Raw genomic sequence first — 16859 nt, forward strand, 5'->3', positions numbered from 1 at the left:
AGTCCGGTGATACCGACGTCCCGCACCACTCCGCCCGACCGGCAGAGCGCAGCACCGCCCCCGACGGGGGTGACCCCGTTGACCGAATCGGGGGCGCGCAGCCACGTGTCGGGCGTCTGCTTCAAGATCGGACCGCCCCGCCTGGTGGGGGTGGAGGTCGAGTGGTTCGTCCATGACGACCGATGTCCCGGCCGGCCGGTTCCTCCCGAACTGCTCCACGCCGCGCTGGAATCGCTGCCCCTGGGCGGCGCCGACGGCACCTCGCTCCCCTCCGGTTCGCGCCTCACGCTCGAACCCGGCGGACAGGTCGAGCTCAGCTCCCCGCCCGCCACCGGCCTGCTGGCCTGCGTCGACGACACCCGACGCGATCTGACCGCCCTGCGGGCCGCCTTCGCGGCGCAGGGCCTGCGCCTCACCGGCACCGGGACGGACCCGCTCGCCCGCCCCCGACGGATGGTGCTGGACCACCCCCGCTACCTCGCGATGGAGCGCTTCTTCGACTCGGCCGGGCCCTGGGGCCGGGTCATGATGACCGGCACCGCGTCCGTCCAGGTGTGCCTGGACGCCGGTGACGCGGCCGGCCCGCACGCGGTCGAGCGGCGCTGGCAGCTGGTCCACCGGCTCGGCCCGGTGCTGGTCGCCGCCTTCGCCAACTCCCCGCTCCTGGACGGGAAGCCGACCGGCCACCGGTCCACCCGGCAGACCGTCTGGTCCCGGATGGACCCGACCCGCACCCTGGCCCCCGAGCCGGACCACGGCGACCCCCGCGAGGCCTGGGCGCAGTACGTGCTGGACGCCGAAGTCCTGTGCGTGCGAAGGCCGGAGGGGCGGCCCTGGACCGCCCCGCCCGGCCTGACCTTCCGCGACTGGACCCGCGGCGCGGGCGAACGCCCGCCCACACTGGCCGACTTGGAGTACCACTGCACCACCCTGTTCCCCCCGGTGCGCCCGCGCGGCCACCTGGAGCTGCGGATGATCGACGCCCAGCCCGGTGACGGCTGGGTGGTGCCCACCGCCCTGGTCACCGCGCTGCTGGACGACCCGGTGGCCGCCGACACCGCACTCGCCGCGCTGGAACCGCTCGACGCCGCCGACCGGCGGGAGGGCGCCGCCGGTGCGCGCCCGCCGCGCAGCGGGGTCTGGCGCCGCGCCGCCACCCTGGGCGTCGCCGACCCCGAGCTGCGCCGCGCCGCCCTCACCTGCTTCGCCGCCGCCGACGCCGCGCTGGGCCGCCTGCCCGGCGCCGGGCGGCTGCGCGCCACCGTCGCCGAGTTCGCCGAGCGCTACCCCGCGCGCGGCCGCTGCCCGGCCGACGACCAGCTGGACGCCCTGCGCTCCGGCACCCGACGCACTCCCCCGGAGGAGGCATCATGACCGACGTCCGACCGCCCGCCACCCCGGGCACCGATCCCACCCCCGGGAGCGATCCCACCCCCGGCATCGATCCCACCCGCGGGACCGAGGCCCTGCGCGAGAGCATCGCCGCCGAACTGCTGGCCGCCCGCGCCCGGACCGCCGCGCTGACCGACTGCGTCGAGGACACCGACCTCACCGCCCAGCACTCCCCGCTGATGTCGCCGCTGGTCTGGGACCTCGCGCACATCGGCAACCAGGAGGAGCTGTGGCTGCTGCGCAACGTCGGCGGCCGGGACCCGATGCACCCCGAGATCGACCCGCTGTACGACGCGTTCGAGCACCCCCGGGCCGAGCGCCCCAGCCTGCCGCTGCTGCCGCCGGCCGAGGCCCGCGCGTACGCCCACGAGGTACGCGGCCGGGTGCTGGACCTGCTGGCCGCCAGCCCCCTGGAGGGCGCACCGCTGCTGGACGCCGGGTTCGCCTTCGGGATGATCGCCCAGCACGAGCAGCAGCACGACGAGACGATGCTGATCACCCACCAGCTCCGCCGGGGCGAACCCGCCCTGGCCGCTCCCCCACCGCCGCCCGCGCCCGCCGACGCCGCCACCCTGCCCGCCGAGGTCCTGATCCCCGCGGGCCCGTTCACCATGGGCACGGACACCGAGCCGTGGGCCCTGGACAACGAGCGCCCGGCGCACCGCGTCGACCTGCCGGCCTACTTCCTGGACACCACCCCGGTCACCAACGCCGCCTACCAGCGCTTCATCGCCGACGGCGGCTACCACGACCCGCACTGGTGGACCGCGGAGGGCTGGCAGCACCGGCTGCGGGCCGACCTGACCGCCCCGCTGTTCTGGCAGCGGCAGGACGGCCAGTGGCTCCGCCGCCGGTTCGGCGCCGTCGAACCCGTGCCGCCGAACGAGCCGGTGCTGCACGTCAGTTGGTACGAGGCGGACGCGTACGCCCGCTGGGCCGGGCGGCGGCTGCCGACCGAGGCCGAGTGGGAGAAGGCCGCCCGGCACGACCCGGCCACCGACCGGTCGCGGCGCTACCCCTGGGGCGACGGCCCACCCGGCCCCGAGCACGCCAACCTCGGCCAGCGGCATCTGCGACCGGCCGCCGCCGGAAGCTATCCGGCGGGCGAATCACCTTACGGGGTACGGCAGTTGATGGGCGATGTGTGGGAGTGGACGGCCAGCGACTTCCACTCCTACCCGGGGTTCCGGGCCTGGCCGTACAAGGAGTACTCGGAGGTCTTCTTCGGACCCGAGCACAAGGTGCTGCGCGGCGGCTGCTTCGCGGTGGCACCGGTCGCCTGCCGGGGCACCTTCCGCAACTGGGACTACCCCGTCCGGCGGCAGATCTTCTCCGGCTTCCGCACCGCCCGCAGCGCGGAGCACGACGCCCGCACCCCGGAGCGCGGCGCCCGCGGCGCGGAGCACGGGCGGGAGGGCGCCTGATGTGCCGTCACATCGCCTACCTGGGCGAGCCGGTGGCACCCCAGGAGCTGCTGGTGCGGCCGCCGTACGCGCTGCACCGGCAGTCCTGGGCGCCGCGCACCCAGCAGTACGGGACGGTCAACGTGGACGGCTTCGGCCTCGGCTGGTACGCGGACGGCGACGAGGTGCCCGCCCGCTACCGCCGGTCCGGGCCGATCTGGGCGGACGCCGGCTTCGCCGACCTCGCCCGGGTGGTCCGCACCCGGGCGCTGCTGGCGGCCGTCCGCTCCGCCACCGACGGCTGCGCGGCGGGCGAGGCCGCGGCCGCGCCGTTCGCCGCCGGGCGCTGGCTGTTCAGCCACAACGGGGCGGTGGCCGGCTGGCCCGGGAAGCTGGACGCGCTCGCCGCCCTGCTGCCGCCCGCCGAGCTGCTGGAGCTGGAGGCCCGGAGCGACTCGGCCCTGCTGTGGGCCCTCACCCTGCACCGGCTGCGCCGGGGCGAGAGCCTCGGCGAGGCGCTCGCGGGCACGGTGGCCGACGTCACCGTGCACACCACCGGACGGCTCAACCTGCTGCTCACCGACGGCACCGCGCTCGCCGCGACCACCTGGGGCGACACCCTGCACCACCGGAGCCTGCCCGGCCTCGGCACGGTGGTGGCCTCCGAGCCGTACGACGACGCCCCGGACTGGACGCCCGTCCCGGAGGGCTCCCTGCTCCTGGCCGACGCCGCGGGCGTCACCGTCCGGCGGCTCCCCAGCCACTACTGACCCTCCACTCTCCCTTCATCTTCTGAACAGAGGAACCACCCTGTCATGGACACATTCGATCTCACCCGACTGCTGCCCGCCGACCACTTCAGCACCGCGCTGCACCACGACGTGCGACACGGACTGACCGCCGACCCCAAGTGGCTGCCGCCGAAGTGGTTCTACGACGCCCGGGGCAGCGAGCTGTTCGAGGAGATCACCCGGCTGCCCGAGTACTACCCGACCCGCGCCGAGCGGGCCATCCTCACCGCCCGGGCCGGCGAGATCGCCGCCGCCACCCGCGCCCGCACCCTGGCCGAGCTGGGCTCCGGCTCCTCCGAGAAGACCCGGCTGCTGCTGGACGCGCTGCGCTCGACCGGCGACCTGGAGACCTACGTCCCGGTGGACGTCAGCGAGAGCGCCCTGGTCGCGGCCGGCACCGCGCTCGCCGCCGAGTACCCCGGGCTGGCCGTGCACGGCGTCCTGGCCGACTTCACCGCCCGCCTCGGCCTGCCCCCGGAGGGCGGCCCCCGGCTGGTCGCCTTCCTCGGCGGCACCCTCGGCAACCTGCTGCCGCAGGAGCGGGCCGGCTTCCTGCGCGGCCTGCGCGCCGCCCTCGACCCGGGCGACTTCCTGCTGCTCGGCACCGACCTGGTCAAGGACCCGGCCGTCCTGGTCGCCGCCTACGACGACGGCGCCGGGGTGACCGCCGAGTTCAACCGCAACGTGCTCAACGTGCTCAACCGCGAGCTGGGCGCCGACTTCGACCTGGAGGCCTTCGAGCACGTCGCGCTCTGGGACCCGGAGCAGGAGTGGATCGAGATGCGGCTGCGCTCGCTGCGCACGCAGACCGTGAAGATCCCGGCCCTGGACCTGCCGGTGCACTTCGACCGGGGCGAGGAGCTGCGCACCGAGGTGTCGGCCAAGTTCCGCCGGGAGCGGGTGGCCGGGGAGCTGGCCGCGGCCGGGCTGCGGCTGACCCACTGGTGGACGGACCCGGAGGGCCGGTTCGGGCTCTCGCTCTCCGCCCCGGCCTGAGCGAGCGAGGAGCGAGCCACCAGCGGGTTACCCCGGAGGCCCCAATTTGCTTGTTCACCTTACGAATTCTCAGAGCAAAACTTGAGCCTCCCCGCCTACAAGGCTTGAACGAATAGGGGTTACGATCTCGGCTACCGAGCTCAGCGTTGAGTACCAGGAGTCAAGATCGTGAGCGTCACCCAGAAGCCCTCCGGGGCGGCCGAGGCCACCGCGCCCGGCCGCCTCGGCTTCGTCGTCTTCATCACCGCCGCAGCGGCCCTCGGCGGCTTCCTCTTCGGCTACGACAGCTCCGTGATCAACGGCGCCGTCTCCGGGATCCAGGGGAAGTTCGGAGTCGGCAGCGGCGAGACCGGCCTGATCGTCTCCTCGGCGCTGCTGGGCTCCGCGGTCGGCGCCGCGCTGGCCGGCCGGTTCGCCGACCGCTACGGCCGGATCAAGGTCATGAAGGCGGGCGCGCTGCTGTTCGCGGTCAGCGCCGTCGGTTCGATGCTGCCGTTCTCCCCCTGGGACCTCGCGCTGTGGCGCGTCCTCGGCGGCGCGGCCATCGGCATCGCCTCGGTGATCGCCCCGACCTACATCGCCGAGGTCGCGCCGACCAAGTACCGCGGCCGGCTGGCCTCCTTCCAGCAGGCCGCCATCGTGCTCGGGATCGCGATATCCCAGCTGGTCAACTGGGTGCTGGCGGACGCCGCCGGCGGTGACACCCGCGGCCGACTGCTCGGCCTGGAGGCCTGGCAGTGGATGCTCGGCATCTGCGTCGTGCCGGCCGCGGTCTACTTCGTGCTCTCCTCGGTGATCCCGGAGTCCCCCCGCTACCTGATCCAGGCCGAGCGCCTGGACGACGCCCGCAAGGTGCTGGTCGAGGTCGAGGGCGAGGGCATCGACACCGACGCCCGGATCGCCGAGATCCAGTCGCTGATCGCCTCCGACCACCGCCCGCGCTTCCGCGACCTGCTCGGCGGCCGCTTCGGCCTGCTCCCGATCATCTGGGTCGGCATCGGCCTGTCGGTGTTCCAGCAGCTGGTCGGCATCAACGTGATCTTCTACTACTCGTCGATCCTGTGGCAGTCGGTCGGCATCGACCAGAGCAACTCGCTGCTGATCAGCTTCATCGGCTCGGTCATCAACATCCTCGGCACCGTGATCGCGATCCTGCTGGTCGACCGGATCGGCCGCAAGCCGCTCGCCCTGATCGGCTCGGCCGGCATGGCCGTCACCCTCGCCGCCGCCGGCTGGGCGTTCTCCTCCGCGACCGGCTCCGGCGACAACGTCACGCTGCCCGACCTCCAGGGCACCGTCGCGCTGATCTCCGCCAACGCCTTCGTGCTGTTCTTCGCGATGTCCTGGGGCGTGGTCGTCTGGGTGATGCTCGGCGAGATGTTCCCGAACCGGATCCGCGCCGCCGCGCTCTCCGTCGCCGCCTCCGCGCAGTGGATCGCCAACTGGGTGATCACCGTGTCGTTCCCGTCGCTCGCGCGCTGGAACCTCTCGGCGACCTACCTGGTGTACGCGGCCTTCGCGGCGCTGTCGCTCGTCTTCGTGGCGAAGTACATGAAGGAGACCAAGGGCGTCCGCCTGGAGGACATGGGCTGACCGAAGCCCCCCACAGCCCTCACAACCCGACGCCTTCCGGTCGTACGATCCGACCTTCGGCCCCCGCACCCTAGCGCGCTGAGCGCGGGTGCGGGGGCCGAATCGTTCACTCCCTGCGGTGGGCCGGACACCTCCGGTACTCCTGTTCGCCAGGAGGGATGTGTCCTTGATCTTCAACCGGCTCCGCACCCGCAGAACCGCCACCGCCCCGAGCGGCGGCTGTCCGTACGCCCACGCGCACCCCGCGCCGGACTTCGCACCACCCGTACCGCCGACCCCCGGACCGGGGCTGCGGCCGGACCCGGCCCCGGACCCACGGCTGACCCCGCAACAGACTTCGGAGCGGACTTCGGAGCCGGCACCGGCGCCGCAACTGCCGCCCGTGCCAGCGCCGTTCACCGACCCCGGGCAGGCCGCCGAGTTCGTCCGGCAGTTCCACCGCGAGCAGCCCACCGCCGGCGGCCCGGGGCCGAGGCTGCGCGCCGTCCGGGAGGAGATCGACCGCACCGGCAGCTACCACCACACCCCCGCCGAACTCGCCTACGGCGCCAAGCTCGCCTGGCGCAACGCCGCCCGCTGCATCGGCCGGCTGTACTGGCGCAGCCTGGTGGTCCGCGACCTGCGCCACCTGTCCGACCCCGACGACATCGCCGCCGAGTGCTTCGAGCACCTCCGGCTGGCGGGCAACGGCGGCCGGATCCGCCCGGTGGTCTCGGTGTTCGCCCCCGACCGCCCGGACCGCCCGGCCCCGCGGATCCTCAACCAGCAGCTGGTCCGCTACGCCGGGCACCGGGTCGACGGCGATGTGGTCGGCGCCGTGGTCGGCGACCCGGCGGGCGCCGAACTCGCCGCGCGGGCCCGCGAACTCGGCTGGAAGTGCGCCGAGGACCGCTTCGAGGTGCTGCCGCTGCTGCTCCAGGAAAGCCCCGAGGCGCGCCCGCGCTGGTACGGCCTGCCGGACGACACCACCCTGGAGGTGCCGCTCAGCCACCCCGAGCACGCCTGGTTCGCCGACCTCGGGCTGCGCTGGTACGCGGTGCCCGCGATCAGCGACATGACGCTGGAGATCGGCGGCGTCCGCTACCCCACCGCGCCGTTCAACGGCTGGTACATGGGCACCGAGATCGGCGCCCGCAACCTGGCCGACGCCGACCGCTACGACATGCTCGGCACCGTCGCCGAAGGGCTGGGCCTGGACACCTCCAGCGAGCGCACGCTCTGGCGCGACCGCGCCCTGGTCGAGCTCAACCTCGCGGTGCTGCACTCCTTCCAGGAGGCCGGGGTGACGATCGCGGACCACCACACGGAGTCGGCGCGCTTCCTCAAGCACGTCGCCCAGGAGCAGCGCCTCGGCCGCCCGACCCCGGCGGACTGGAGCTGGATCGTGCCCCCGGTCTCCGGCGGGCTGACCCCGGTCTACCACCGGTACTACGACCCGGTGGACCCGGAGCAGCGGCCGGCCTTCCTGGCCCGCGAGCCCTGGTGACCAGGGCGGCCGCCCCGACGGCGCCGGACACCCCGGCCCGGCCGGTCGCCCGCGACTAGGGCCTGTCCGGCGGATCTTGGCAGATCAGCGCGCGGCGTTGGGCGCCCGGCTGGGCGTGCGCCCGAGTCGGCCTCGTACTGGACGTACTTGGGCGATTCGGGCGTGCGTCCAGGCGGGATGCCCGGCGTCGCGCGCCTGGCAAGATCCGCCGGACAGGCCCTAGGAGGGCGCCCGTACGGCCAGGCGCTCGAAGCGCAGCACGAGCCCGTCCAGCAGCGCCTCCAGGCCGGTCTCGAAGGCGCCCTCGTCGACCGACCCCCGGTGCCCCGCGAGCCGGTGGGCCTCGCCGAGGTGCGGGTAGTCGGCCGCGTCGTACACCTCGGCGTCCGCCGGGAAGCCGGCCGCGAAGGAGGCCAGCGCGGAGCCGGTGACGAAGTAGCGCATCAGCGCGCCGATCCGGGTGGCCTGGCCGCGCGGCCACCCGGATCCGACCAGGTGGCCGAACACGGCGTCGGCCAGCCGCAGCGCGTTGGGCCGCCGCCCCGGCCCCTGGGCGAGCACCGGGACGATGTTGGGGTGGGCGGCCAGCGCGGCGCGGTAGGAGCGGGCCCAGGCGCGCAGCGCCTCCGGCCAGGGGGTGGCCCGGTCGTCGAACATCGACAGGTCGACCTCGCCGATCACGCTGTCCACCACCGCGTCCAGCAGGTCGTCCTTGGTGGCGAAGTGGTTGTAGAGCGAGGGCCCGCTGACCGACAGCCCGGCCGCGAGGCGGCGGGTGGAGAGCGCCTCCAGACCCTCGTCGTCGATCAGCCGCAGGGCGGCCGTGACGATGCGCTCACGGCTGAGCAGCGGGGTGCGCGGGCGAGCCATCGGGTCGCTACCTCCGGTCGGGTGGGGTGGGGACCGATTCTGGCAGGTGCCCCTTCCCAGCGCGGGCGGGTGGGGTCTACAGTCCACACGTAAAACTTGCAGCGCTAGTTTAACGAGGTGGGCACCGTCGTGAACCTGGAGTTGTCCGAGGAGCAGGCCGCCGTCCGCGAGCTGGCCGCCTCGTTCGCCGACCGCGAGATCGTGCCGTACGCCGCCGAGTGGGACCGCGCCGAACAGGTGGACCGCGCGATCATCGGCAAGCTCGGGAAGGTCGGCTTCCTCGGCCTGACCATCCCCGAGGAGTACGGCGGCAGCGGCGGCGACCACCTCGCCTACTGCCTGGTCCTGGAGGAGCTCGGGCGCGGTGACTCGGCCGTGCGCGGGATCGTCTCGGTCTCGCTCGGCCTGGTCGGCAAGTCGATCAACGCCTTCGGCACCGAGGAGCAGAAGCGGCACTGGCTGCCCCGGCTCACCTCGGGCGAGGCCCTGGCCTGCTTCGCCCTCACCGAACCCGGCACCGGATCGGACGCCGCCCACCTCACCACCCGGGCCGTGCGCGACGGCGACCACTGGCTGATCAGCGGCGCCAAGACCTTCATCACCAACGGCACCTGGGCCGACGTCGCCCTGGTCTTCGCCCGCACCGGCGGCGACCACCCCGAGCAGCAGGGCCACCGGGGCATCACCGCCTTCCTCGTCCCCACCGGCCTGCCCGGCTTCGGCCGCACCGAGATCCACGGCAAGCTCGGCCTGCGCGGCCAGGCCACGGCCGGACTCGACCTGGACGGCGTCCGGGTGCCCGACAGCGCCCGGCTCGGCGAGGTCGGCAAGGGCTTCACGGTCGCGATGGCGGCCCTGGCCAAGGGCCGGATGTCGGTCGCGGCCGGCTGCGTCGGCATCGCCCGGGCCTGCCTGGAGGCCGCCGTCCGCTACGCGGGCGAGCGCGAGCAGTTCGGCAAGCCGATCGCCGCGCACCAGCTCGTCCAGGAACTGCTGGCCGGCATCGCGGTCGACGTCGAGGCGGCCCGGCTGCTCACCTGGAAGGTCGCCGACCACATCGACCGCGGCCTCCCGTTCGCCACCGAGTCCTCCGTCGCCAAGCTCTTCGCGAGCGAGGCCGCCGTCCGGGCCGCCAACAACGCGCTCCAGGTGTTCGGCGGCTACGGCTTCATCGACGAGTACCCGGTCGGCAAGTACCTGCGCGACGCGCGGGTGATGACCCTCTACGAGGGCACCAGCCAGATCCACCAACTGCTCATCGGACGCGCCCTGACCGGCGTCAACGCCTTCTGACCGGCCACCGCGTTCCGCCCCACCACTCTCCGACCCGCCACTCCGCGACCCGCCACCCCTCGACAAGGAGCACGACGTGCGACCCGTCTACTTCGCCGCAGCCCGCCGCACACCCATCGGCCGGCTGCGCGGAGCGCTCGCCACGGTCCGTCCGGACGACCTCTCGGCCACCGTGCTGCGCGCCCTGCTCGCCGACGTACCCGCCCTCGACCCGGCCCGGATCGACGACGTCTACTGGGGCGCCGCCAACCAGGCCGGCGAGGACAACCGCAACGCCGCCCGGATGGCCGTCCTGCTGGCCGGCCTGCCGGAGACCGTCCCCGGCGCCACCGTCAACCGGCTCTGCGCCTCCGGCCTGGAGGCCGTCACCCTCGCCGCCCGGGCGATCGGCTCCGGCGAGGCCGACGTGGTGCTGGCGGGCGGCTGCGAGTCGATGACCCGCGCGCCGTTCATCCTGCCGCGCCCCGACGAGGCGCTGCCGCACCGGATCGAGACCTACGACACCCGGCTCGGCTGGCGGCTCACCAACCCCCGGATGGCCGAACTGCACGGCGTGCTCAGCATGGGCGAGACCGCCGAGGAGGTGGCCGGCCGGTACGGCATCGGGCGCGAGCGCCAGGACGCCTTCGCGCTGCGCAGCCACCAGCGGGCCGCCGCCGCCCGCAAGGACGGGCACTTCGACGCCGAGCTGATCCCGGTCGAGCGCCCGGACGGGGTGACGGTGAGCCAGGACGAGGGCATCCGCGAGGACACCAGCCTCGACAAGCTCGCCCGCCTCAAGCCGGCCTTCCGCCCGGGCGGCACCGTCACGGCCGGGAACGCCTCACCGATGAACGACGGCGCGGCCGGGCTCGTCCTGGTCAGCGAGGAGGCGCTGCGCGACCTCGGACTGCAGCCGCTCGGCCGGTACGTGGCCGGGGCCTCGGCCGGGGTGCACCCCGACGTGATGGGCATCGGCCCGGTGCCCGCCACCGCCAAGGTGCTCGGCCGGGCCGGATGGGACCTCGCCGACCTGGACACCGCCGAGCTGAACGAGGCCTTCGCCGCCCAGGCGCTGGCCTCCGCCGACGGCATCGGGTTCGACCCGGAACGGGCCGACGAGGTGGTCAACCCCAGCGGCGGGGCGATCGCCCTCGGCCACCCGCTGGGCGGCTCCGGCGCCCGCATCCTCACCACCCTGCTGCACCGCATGCGCCGCACCGGCGCCCGGCGCGGCCTGGCCACGATGTGCGTGGGCGTGGGGCAGGGTACGGCCGTGCTGGTCGAGAACGCCTGAGACGGGTCGGGACAGGTTGAGCGGGGTTTCGAGTGAGCGGGGTTCGAGTGAGCGGGAGCATCCAGTGAGCGGAGGAACGGACATGGCACGGTTCGCGGGGAAGGTCGCCGTGGTGACCGGCGCGGCGCAGGGCATCGGCGCGGCCACCGCCCGTCGGCTGGCGGAGGAGGGCGCGACCGTCGCGGTGGTCGACCTGACCGCCGAGCGGGCGGCCGGGACGGTCGCCGAGATCACCGCCAAGGGCGGCACCGCCCGGGCCTACGGCTGCGACGTGGCCGACTACGACGCCGTCGACGAGGTCTTCGCCCGGGTCGCCGAGGAGCTCGGCGGACTGCACATCCTGGTCAACAACGCCGGGATCACCCGGGACAACCTGTTCTTCAAGATGCCCAAAGCCGACTGGGACACCGTCCTGACGGTCAACCTGACCAGCGCGTACAACTGCAGCCACGTGGCGCAGAAGTACATGGTCGCGCAGAAGTACGGGAAGATCGTCTCGCTCAGCTCGCGCTCCGCGCTCGGCAACCGGGGCCAGGCCAACTACGCGGCCGCCAAGGCCGGGATCCAGGGGCTCACCGCGACCCTGGCGATCGAGCTGGGCCCGTTCAACATCAACGTCAACGCCGTCGCCCCCGGCTACATCGCCACCCCGATGACGGCCGCCACCGCCGAGCGGGTCGGCGCCACCGCCGAGGACCACCAGACCGAGGTGGCCTCCCGCACGCCGCTGCGGCGGGTCGGGCAGCCGGAGGAGGTCGCCTCGGTGGTGGCCTTCCTGGCGAGCGAGGAGGCCTCGTACGTGAGCGGGCAGACACTGTACGTCAACGGTGGGGCCCGGTAGCTCCGGCCGGGGCGGCTCTCCCGCACCCGTGAGCGAAGTGGGTGGGTGCTGGGTGGATACGGTTGACATTCAGTGAATATTGCTGACGCGCCCTCACATGGCCGTCCCAGGTGCACGGTTACTTTTCCCTGGGACGGCCTTTACCCTTTCGCGTGGCCGATCATGACCATGTGCCTGGTCAATCGACCCCACCAAATGACTATGGCATGATCATGCGGCACTCGATGGGATGTCCGAACCGACCCGACCGGACCTGGTCGGGCCCTCTGCGTCCCAAGGAGTCCCATGGGCAGCCCCGCCTCCCTCCGCCGTGCCCTGGCTCTGCTCGCCGTGGGGGCCACCGCCCTCACCGCCGGCACCGTCGCCGTTCCGGCCGTCGGCGCCGCGACCGCCGCCCCCGCGCACGACCTCTCGGGCGTCCACGTCCGCCCGGCCTCCTTCGGCCACCACCTCGCCACCACCCGCCCGGCGCCGCTGAGCACCACCCAGTGCGTCAGCCAGATCGGCATCCACTGCTACTCGCCGGTCCAGTACCAGGCGGCCTACAACCTGGCCCCGCTGTACAAGGACGGCATCACCGGCAAGGGCCGGACCATCGTCATCGTCGACTCCTTCGGCTCGCCGACCATCCAGCACGACCTGGAGGTCTTCGACAAGCAGTGGGGCATCAAGGACACCCAGGTCGAGGTGCGGAAGTGGGGCAACGTCCCCGTCTTCGACCCGAAGAACCCCGACCACACCGGCTGGGCCGGCGAGACCACCCTGGACGTCGAGTACGCACACGCGATGGCCCCCGACGCCCACATCGTCCTGGTCGAGACCGGCGTCGCCGAGACCGAGGGCACCACCGGCCTGCCCGAGATGATGGACGCCGAGAAGGACCTGATCAAGAAGGGCGTCGGCGACGTCATCTCGCAGAGCTTCGGCGCCACCGAGAACACCTTCCCGGGCTACGACAAGGGCGACTTCAAGTCGCTGACCGACCTGCGCTACGCCTTCAAGGCCGCCGCCGACCGCAACGTCACGGTGCTCGCCGCCTCCGGCGACAACGGCGCCACCGACTCGCAGACCAACGGCACCGACCTGTACCCGTTCAAGGTCAACTCCTGGCCGTCCTCGGACCCGCTGGTCACCTCCATCGGCGGCACCCAGCTGACCCTGGACGACAACGGCAAGCGCACCGCGGCCGACAAGGTGTGGCACGACAAGTCCGGCGCCGGCGGCGGCGGCGTGTCCGGCATCTTCTCCCGCCCGTGGTACCAGGCCGGCGTCTCCGACGTCACCGGCAACCACCGCGGCACCCCGGACATCAGCATGAGCGCCGCCGTCGACGGCGCCGCCTGGACCTACGAGTCCTACGACCCGACCGCGGTCGGCTGGCACCTCACCGGCGGCACCAGCGAGGCCACCCCGCTGTTCTCGGGCATCGTCGCGCTGGCCGACCAGCTCGCCGGCCACCGCCTCGGCCAGCTCAACCCGAGCCTGTACGGCCTGAGCCTGCTGCCGAGCAAGTGGAGCGGCATCGTCGACGTCAAGGACGGCGACAACGGCTGGGGCGGCGTCACCGGCTACAACGCCGTCGAGGGCTACGACCTCGCGAGCGGCCTCGGCACCATCGACGGAGCCAAGTTCGTCCACGCGATCGCGGGCGACGTGCAGTTCGACGACAACAGCCAGGGCAACGAGCAGTAAGCGGTGAGGCAGTAAGCAGTCGGTCAGGACGCGGAGCCTGACAGCTGACAAGTAACAGCGAACGGATAACAGATTTCAACATCTGTTATCCGTTCGCTGTTTTCTGTTATCTGTTACCTGTCTTCTGTTCGCTGTTCGGTGTTCGCGGCCTGCCGTCCCCCCTCGGCGGCCCGCCGAGGGGGGACGAGGGCGACCGGCCCGACCGTCAGCCCTGGTCGGCCACCACCGGTGCAGCGGCGGCGAGTTGGGCCAGGTAGCGCTCGGCTGCACGGAGCTTGCGGTTGTCCGGGCCCGGGAGGAAGGCCCGCAGCTCGATGATCTCCGGGGCGATCCGGATCGCCTCCGCCCGGTCGGCGATCGAACGCCAGCAGGCCTCGGCGTTGGTGGCCGCCCGCTGGGTCTCCTGGTGGTCGGCGCCCTGCGAGCGGAGCAGCGTCAGGGCGACCTCGCGGTAGATGCCGGCCGCCTCCGCGGTCCGGCCGGCGAGCCGGCACACGTGGGCGCGCACCTGGCGCACCTGGAGGACCGGCTCGGAGACGGCCCCGTGCTCGGCGATCGCCTCCAGTTCGAGGGCGAAGGCGAGGTCGGTGGCGGCGGCGTGGTCCCCGGCGTCGGCACTGCGGACGATCCGTCCGATCACCTCGCGGTAGTCCTCGCGCGGCGCGTTGGCGGCCGGTGCCTCGGCCGGGGCGGGCGGCTGGTCGGCCGGTGCCTCGGCAGCCGGCACCGCGTCGGTCGGAACCTCGGCGGCCGGTTCCACGTCCGTCGGGGAGACGTCGGCCGGGACGGCATCGGTCGGCACCGCGTCCTGCGGGGCCTCGGCCGTCGGACCGCTCTCGTCCGGGACGGCGTCCCGGGGCTCCTCGACCGGCTCGACTGTCTCGGTGGGCTCGGTGGGCTCGGTGGGCTCGGTGGGCTCGCCAACCCCCGTGGCACCAACGGCGGTTCCGGCTGCCTCGACCGGCTCCGCGTCCTCCGGCCGGGCCTTGCGCAGCGTGACGCCCGCCGCCGAGGCCTCCTCCGCCGACGACGCGGCATCGGCCGCGGCCGTGGCCGTGACCGCCGCCCCGGCGGGCTTGTGCAGACTCACCCCCGAAGCCGTGTCAGCGGGCTGCTCGCCCGCCTTGCGCAGGCTGACCGGGCGGGACGGACGGGGCGGGGTCGGCGGCACTCCGGGCTTGACCAGGCTCACCGGCCCGCCGACGGGCGTGACGGGCAGTGGGGCGGGCGCCACCGGTGCCCGCCCGGCCACGGCGTCCTGCGGCTCCGCCTGCCGCGGCAGCGGCAGCGGCAGCGGTGCCACGGCGGGCAGCGGTAGCGGCAGTTCGGACGGCACCGCGTCCGCGACGGGCAGCGCCTCCGGCAGCGGCAGCACGACGTCCGCCACCGGGGCCTCGCCCCGGCGGGCGGTGTTGCGGAAGACCGGGCGGTCCGGGGTGTGGGTGGCCAGGATGACCACGTCCGGCCGCAGCACCGAGTACACCTGCTGGCGCAGCTGCTCGGGGGCGAGCACCTCGCCCGCGCCCGGGCGGCCGCCGTGCAGCGCCTCGATCAGGGCGCGGGTGAAGGTGCCGATCTGCTCCGGGTCCGGGCTGACGACCGCCCACAGCGGGATGCCCTCGGTGAGCGGCGAGACGGTGCCCTGGAGGTAGGGCCAGGCGTTCTGGTCGGCGCTCAGGTCGGCGATGACCAGGGTCTGCCACTCGGCCGGACGGTGGCTCAGTTCGGCGGCGATCGCCTGCCAGGGCAGGCCGTCCTGCCTGGCGTCGCGCAGGGTGAGCTGGAGCTGCCCGCCGCGCTTGTCGGCCACCACGTGCCCGCCCAGGTGGACCAGCAGCGGGCCCGGGTGGCGGGAGGCGGCGCGCAGGTGGGCGAGGACGGTGTGCGGATCGCTGGCGCCGGGGAGGTGGACGGCGTCCACCGCGTCCGCGGCGAGCAGCACCTGCGGCGACACGGCCGCGAGCATCGCGGACAGCACCGGTGCCTGGGCGGGACCGCCCCGGCCCCAGGTGCGGCGGCCGGAGTTGCCGTAACCGCCCTCGATCACCAGGATCCGGCCGCGCGGCGCCGCACCGAGCCCACCCGGGGCCGACGGGGCCGCCGGAGCCGCCGGCACCGCAGCCGCGGACGGCGCCGGTGCCTGGGGCTGAACCTGGGGCTGGGCCCCCGCGGCGGGCAGGCCGGTGAGGGTCCATCCGGTGGGCGCGACCGGCGGCGCGGGCGGCACCGGGGCGGTGAACGCCGCGGGCGGCAGCGGGGGCGCGGGCGGCGGCTCGTACAGTGCGGCGGGTCCGGGCGGGTGCTCCTCGGGCCGCCCTGCGCGCTGCTGCGGCGGTACGGCGTCCCAGGGGCCCGAGTCCGCAGACGGCTCGGGACCTCCGGAAACAGCAGTCGTCTCCGCCATCTTCTGGTCACCGCCCCGCCCCGCCGCGTCCGCGGCGTCTGATGCCCTTGCCTTCGTGGTGCCAGCCACCACGTCCCGTGCGCGCCACCCTACGAGATCCCGGCACACCCGAGCCAGGCCGGGTGGCCGATCGGCGTGCCACGGCGCGGGCACCGGCCACTATCGTGCCGTCATGACCGATCCGGGGCTCCCCCTGCTGTTCCTCGACGTCGACGGGCCCCTGATCCCCTTCGGCGCCCCGCCGCCCGGCGGCTACCCCACCTACCCGGGCCCGGGCGCGGGCCCGTCCGGCAACCCGCTGGTGGCCCGGGTCGACCCGGGGCTCGGGCCCCGACTGCTCGCCCTGCCCTGCCAACTGGTCTGGTCCACCACCTGGTTGACGGACGCAAACGCCTGCCTCGCGCCCCGGCTGGGTCTGCCCCGGCTGCCGTACGTGGACTGGCCGGACACCGACCTGCCGGGTGACGGCAGCACCCTGCACGCCCAACTGCACTGGAAGACGAGCACCTTGGTCGCCTGGGCGGCCGGACGCCGGTTCGTCTGTGTGGACGACGAGATCACCCCGGCCGACCGGCGCTGGGTCGAGGCCAACTCCCCGGCCGCCGCGCTGCTCCACCGCGTCGACCCCCGAGTCGGCCTCACCGAGGCCGACTTCACCACCGTCGACACCTGGCTGCACGCCACCTGACCGCGCTCCGCCTGACCGCACGCCCCCGCCACGACCGACACCGACCGGCCGGACCCGGTGGATCGGGTACGGCCGGTCGGACATCCGGGCGGCCTCGCCTGCTCGGGAACCGTCGACTCAGGACCGGCGGCTCA

At 74.0% G+C, this 16859-nt stretch carries 13 protein-coding genes; 11 read left to right on the forward strand and 2 right to left on the reverse strand.

The features are described from left to right. Positions 1-69 precede the first annotated feature (69 nt). The 6 genes from egtA (at position 70) to ACFXPX_RS16950 (ending at position 7661) form a co-directional block, all read left to right on the forward strand. Positions 70-1374 (forward strand): ergothioneine biosynthesis glutamate--cysteine ligase EgtA, encoded by a 1305-nt coding sequence (egtA, locus tag ACFXPX_RS16925; RefSeq protein ID WP_375885307.1) that lies wholly within the window; start codon positions 70-72, stop codon positions 1372-1374. After that, positions 1371-2816 (forward strand): ergothioneine biosynthesis protein EgtB, encoded by a 1446-nt coding sequence (egtB, locus tag ACFXPX_RS16930; protein ID WP_380641941.1) that lies wholly within the window; start codon positions 1371-1373, stop codon positions 2814-2816. Before egtA ends, egtB begins: the two co-directional genes overlap by 4 nt. Continuing rightward, complete coding sequence (gene egtC / locus ACFXPX_RS16935) at positions 2816-3565, forward strand: ergothioneine biosynthesis protein EgtC (protein WP_380641943.1); 750 nt, start codon at positions 2816-2818, stop codon at positions 3563-3565. Before egtB ends, egtC begins: the two co-directional genes overlap by 1 nt. 45 nt (positions 3566-3610) lie before the next feature. Continuing rightward, entirely contained in the window at positions 3611-4582 is a 972-nt protein-coding gene (gene egtD / locus ACFXPX_RS16940) for an L-histidine N(alpha)-methyltransferase (protein ID WP_380641945.1), read from the forward strand. Between the two features lie 168 nt (positions 4583-4750). Further along, positions 4751-6175 (forward strand): sugar porter family MFS transporter, encoded by a 1425-nt coding sequence (locus ACFXPX_RS16945; protein ID WP_375884984.1) that lies wholly within the window; start codon positions 4751-4753, stop codon positions 6173-6175. Positions 6176-6557: 382 nt separating this feature from the next. Further along, a complete protein-coding gene (locus ACFXPX_RS16950) occupies positions 6558-7661 on the forward strand; it encodes a nitric oxide synthase oxygenase (RefSeq protein ID WP_380641948.1) in 1104 nt (367 codons plus the stop codon). A 219-nt stretch (positions 7662-7880) separates the two neighbouring features. Here ACFXPX_RS16950 and ACFXPX_RS16955 read toward each other — a convergent pair whose 3' ends face one another. Beyond that, the gene (locus ACFXPX_RS16955) at positions 7881-8531 is read right to left on the reverse strand and encodes a TetR/AcrR family transcriptional regulator (RefSeq protein WP_375884982.1); all 651 of its coding nucleotides are present in this window, start codon (positions 8529-8531) and stop codon (positions 7881-7883) included. Between the two features lie 129 nt (positions 8532-8660). On the opposite strand from ACFXPX_RS16955, the gene ACFXPX_RS16960 reads away from it, so the two are divergent. From ACFXPX_RS16960 to ACFXPX_RS16975, 4 genes are all read left to right on the forward strand, one after another. Then, on the forward strand, positions 8661-9824 hold the full coding sequence (locus tag ACFXPX_RS16960; protein ID WP_380641982.1) for an acyl-CoA dehydrogenase family protein: 1164 nt from the start codon (positions 8661-8663) through the stop codon (positions 9822-9824). Between the two features lie 76 nt (positions 9825-9900). Next, on the forward strand, positions 9901-11100 hold the full coding sequence (locus ACFXPX_RS16965) for a thiolase family protein (protein ID WP_380532782.1): 1200 nt from the start codon (positions 9901-9903) through the stop codon (positions 11098-11100). A gap of 82 nt (positions 11101-11182) precedes the next feature. After that, entirely contained in the window at positions 11183-11941 is a 759-nt protein-coding gene (gene fabG, locus ACFXPX_RS16970) for a 3-oxoacyl-ACP reductase FabG (RefSeq protein ID WP_380407496.1), read from the forward strand. Between the two features lie 285 nt (positions 11942-12226). Further along, the gene (locus ACFXPX_RS16975) at positions 12227-13633 is read left to right on the forward strand and encodes a S8 family serine peptidase (protein ID WP_375884975.1); all 1407 of its coding nucleotides are present in this window, start codon (positions 12227-12229) and stop codon (positions 13631-13633) included. Positions 13634-13838: 205 nt separating this feature from the next. On the opposite strand, the gene ACFXPX_RS16980 is transcribed toward ACFXPX_RS16975, so the two are convergent. Next, complete coding sequence (locus tag ACFXPX_RS16980) at positions 13839-16037, reverse strand: hypothetical protein (RefSeq protein WP_380641951.1); 2199 nt, start codon at positions 16035-16037, stop codon at positions 13839-13841. A gap of 172 nt (positions 16038-16209) precedes the next feature. Between ACFXPX_RS16980 and ACFXPX_RS16985 the strand changes: the two genes are divergently transcribed. Further along, on the forward strand, positions 16210-16725 hold the full coding sequence (locus ACFXPX_RS16985; RefSeq protein ID WP_380641954.1) for an HAD domain-containing protein: 516 nt from the start codon (positions 16210-16212) through the stop codon (positions 16723-16725). The last annotated feature ends 134 nt before the right edge of the window (positions 16726-16859 follow it).

Origin of the sequence: Kitasatospora sp. NPDC059146, assembly GCF_042786665.1 — a bacterium.
GTDB lineage: Bacteria > Actinomycetota > Actinomycetes > Streptomycetales > Streptomycetaceae > Kitasatospora.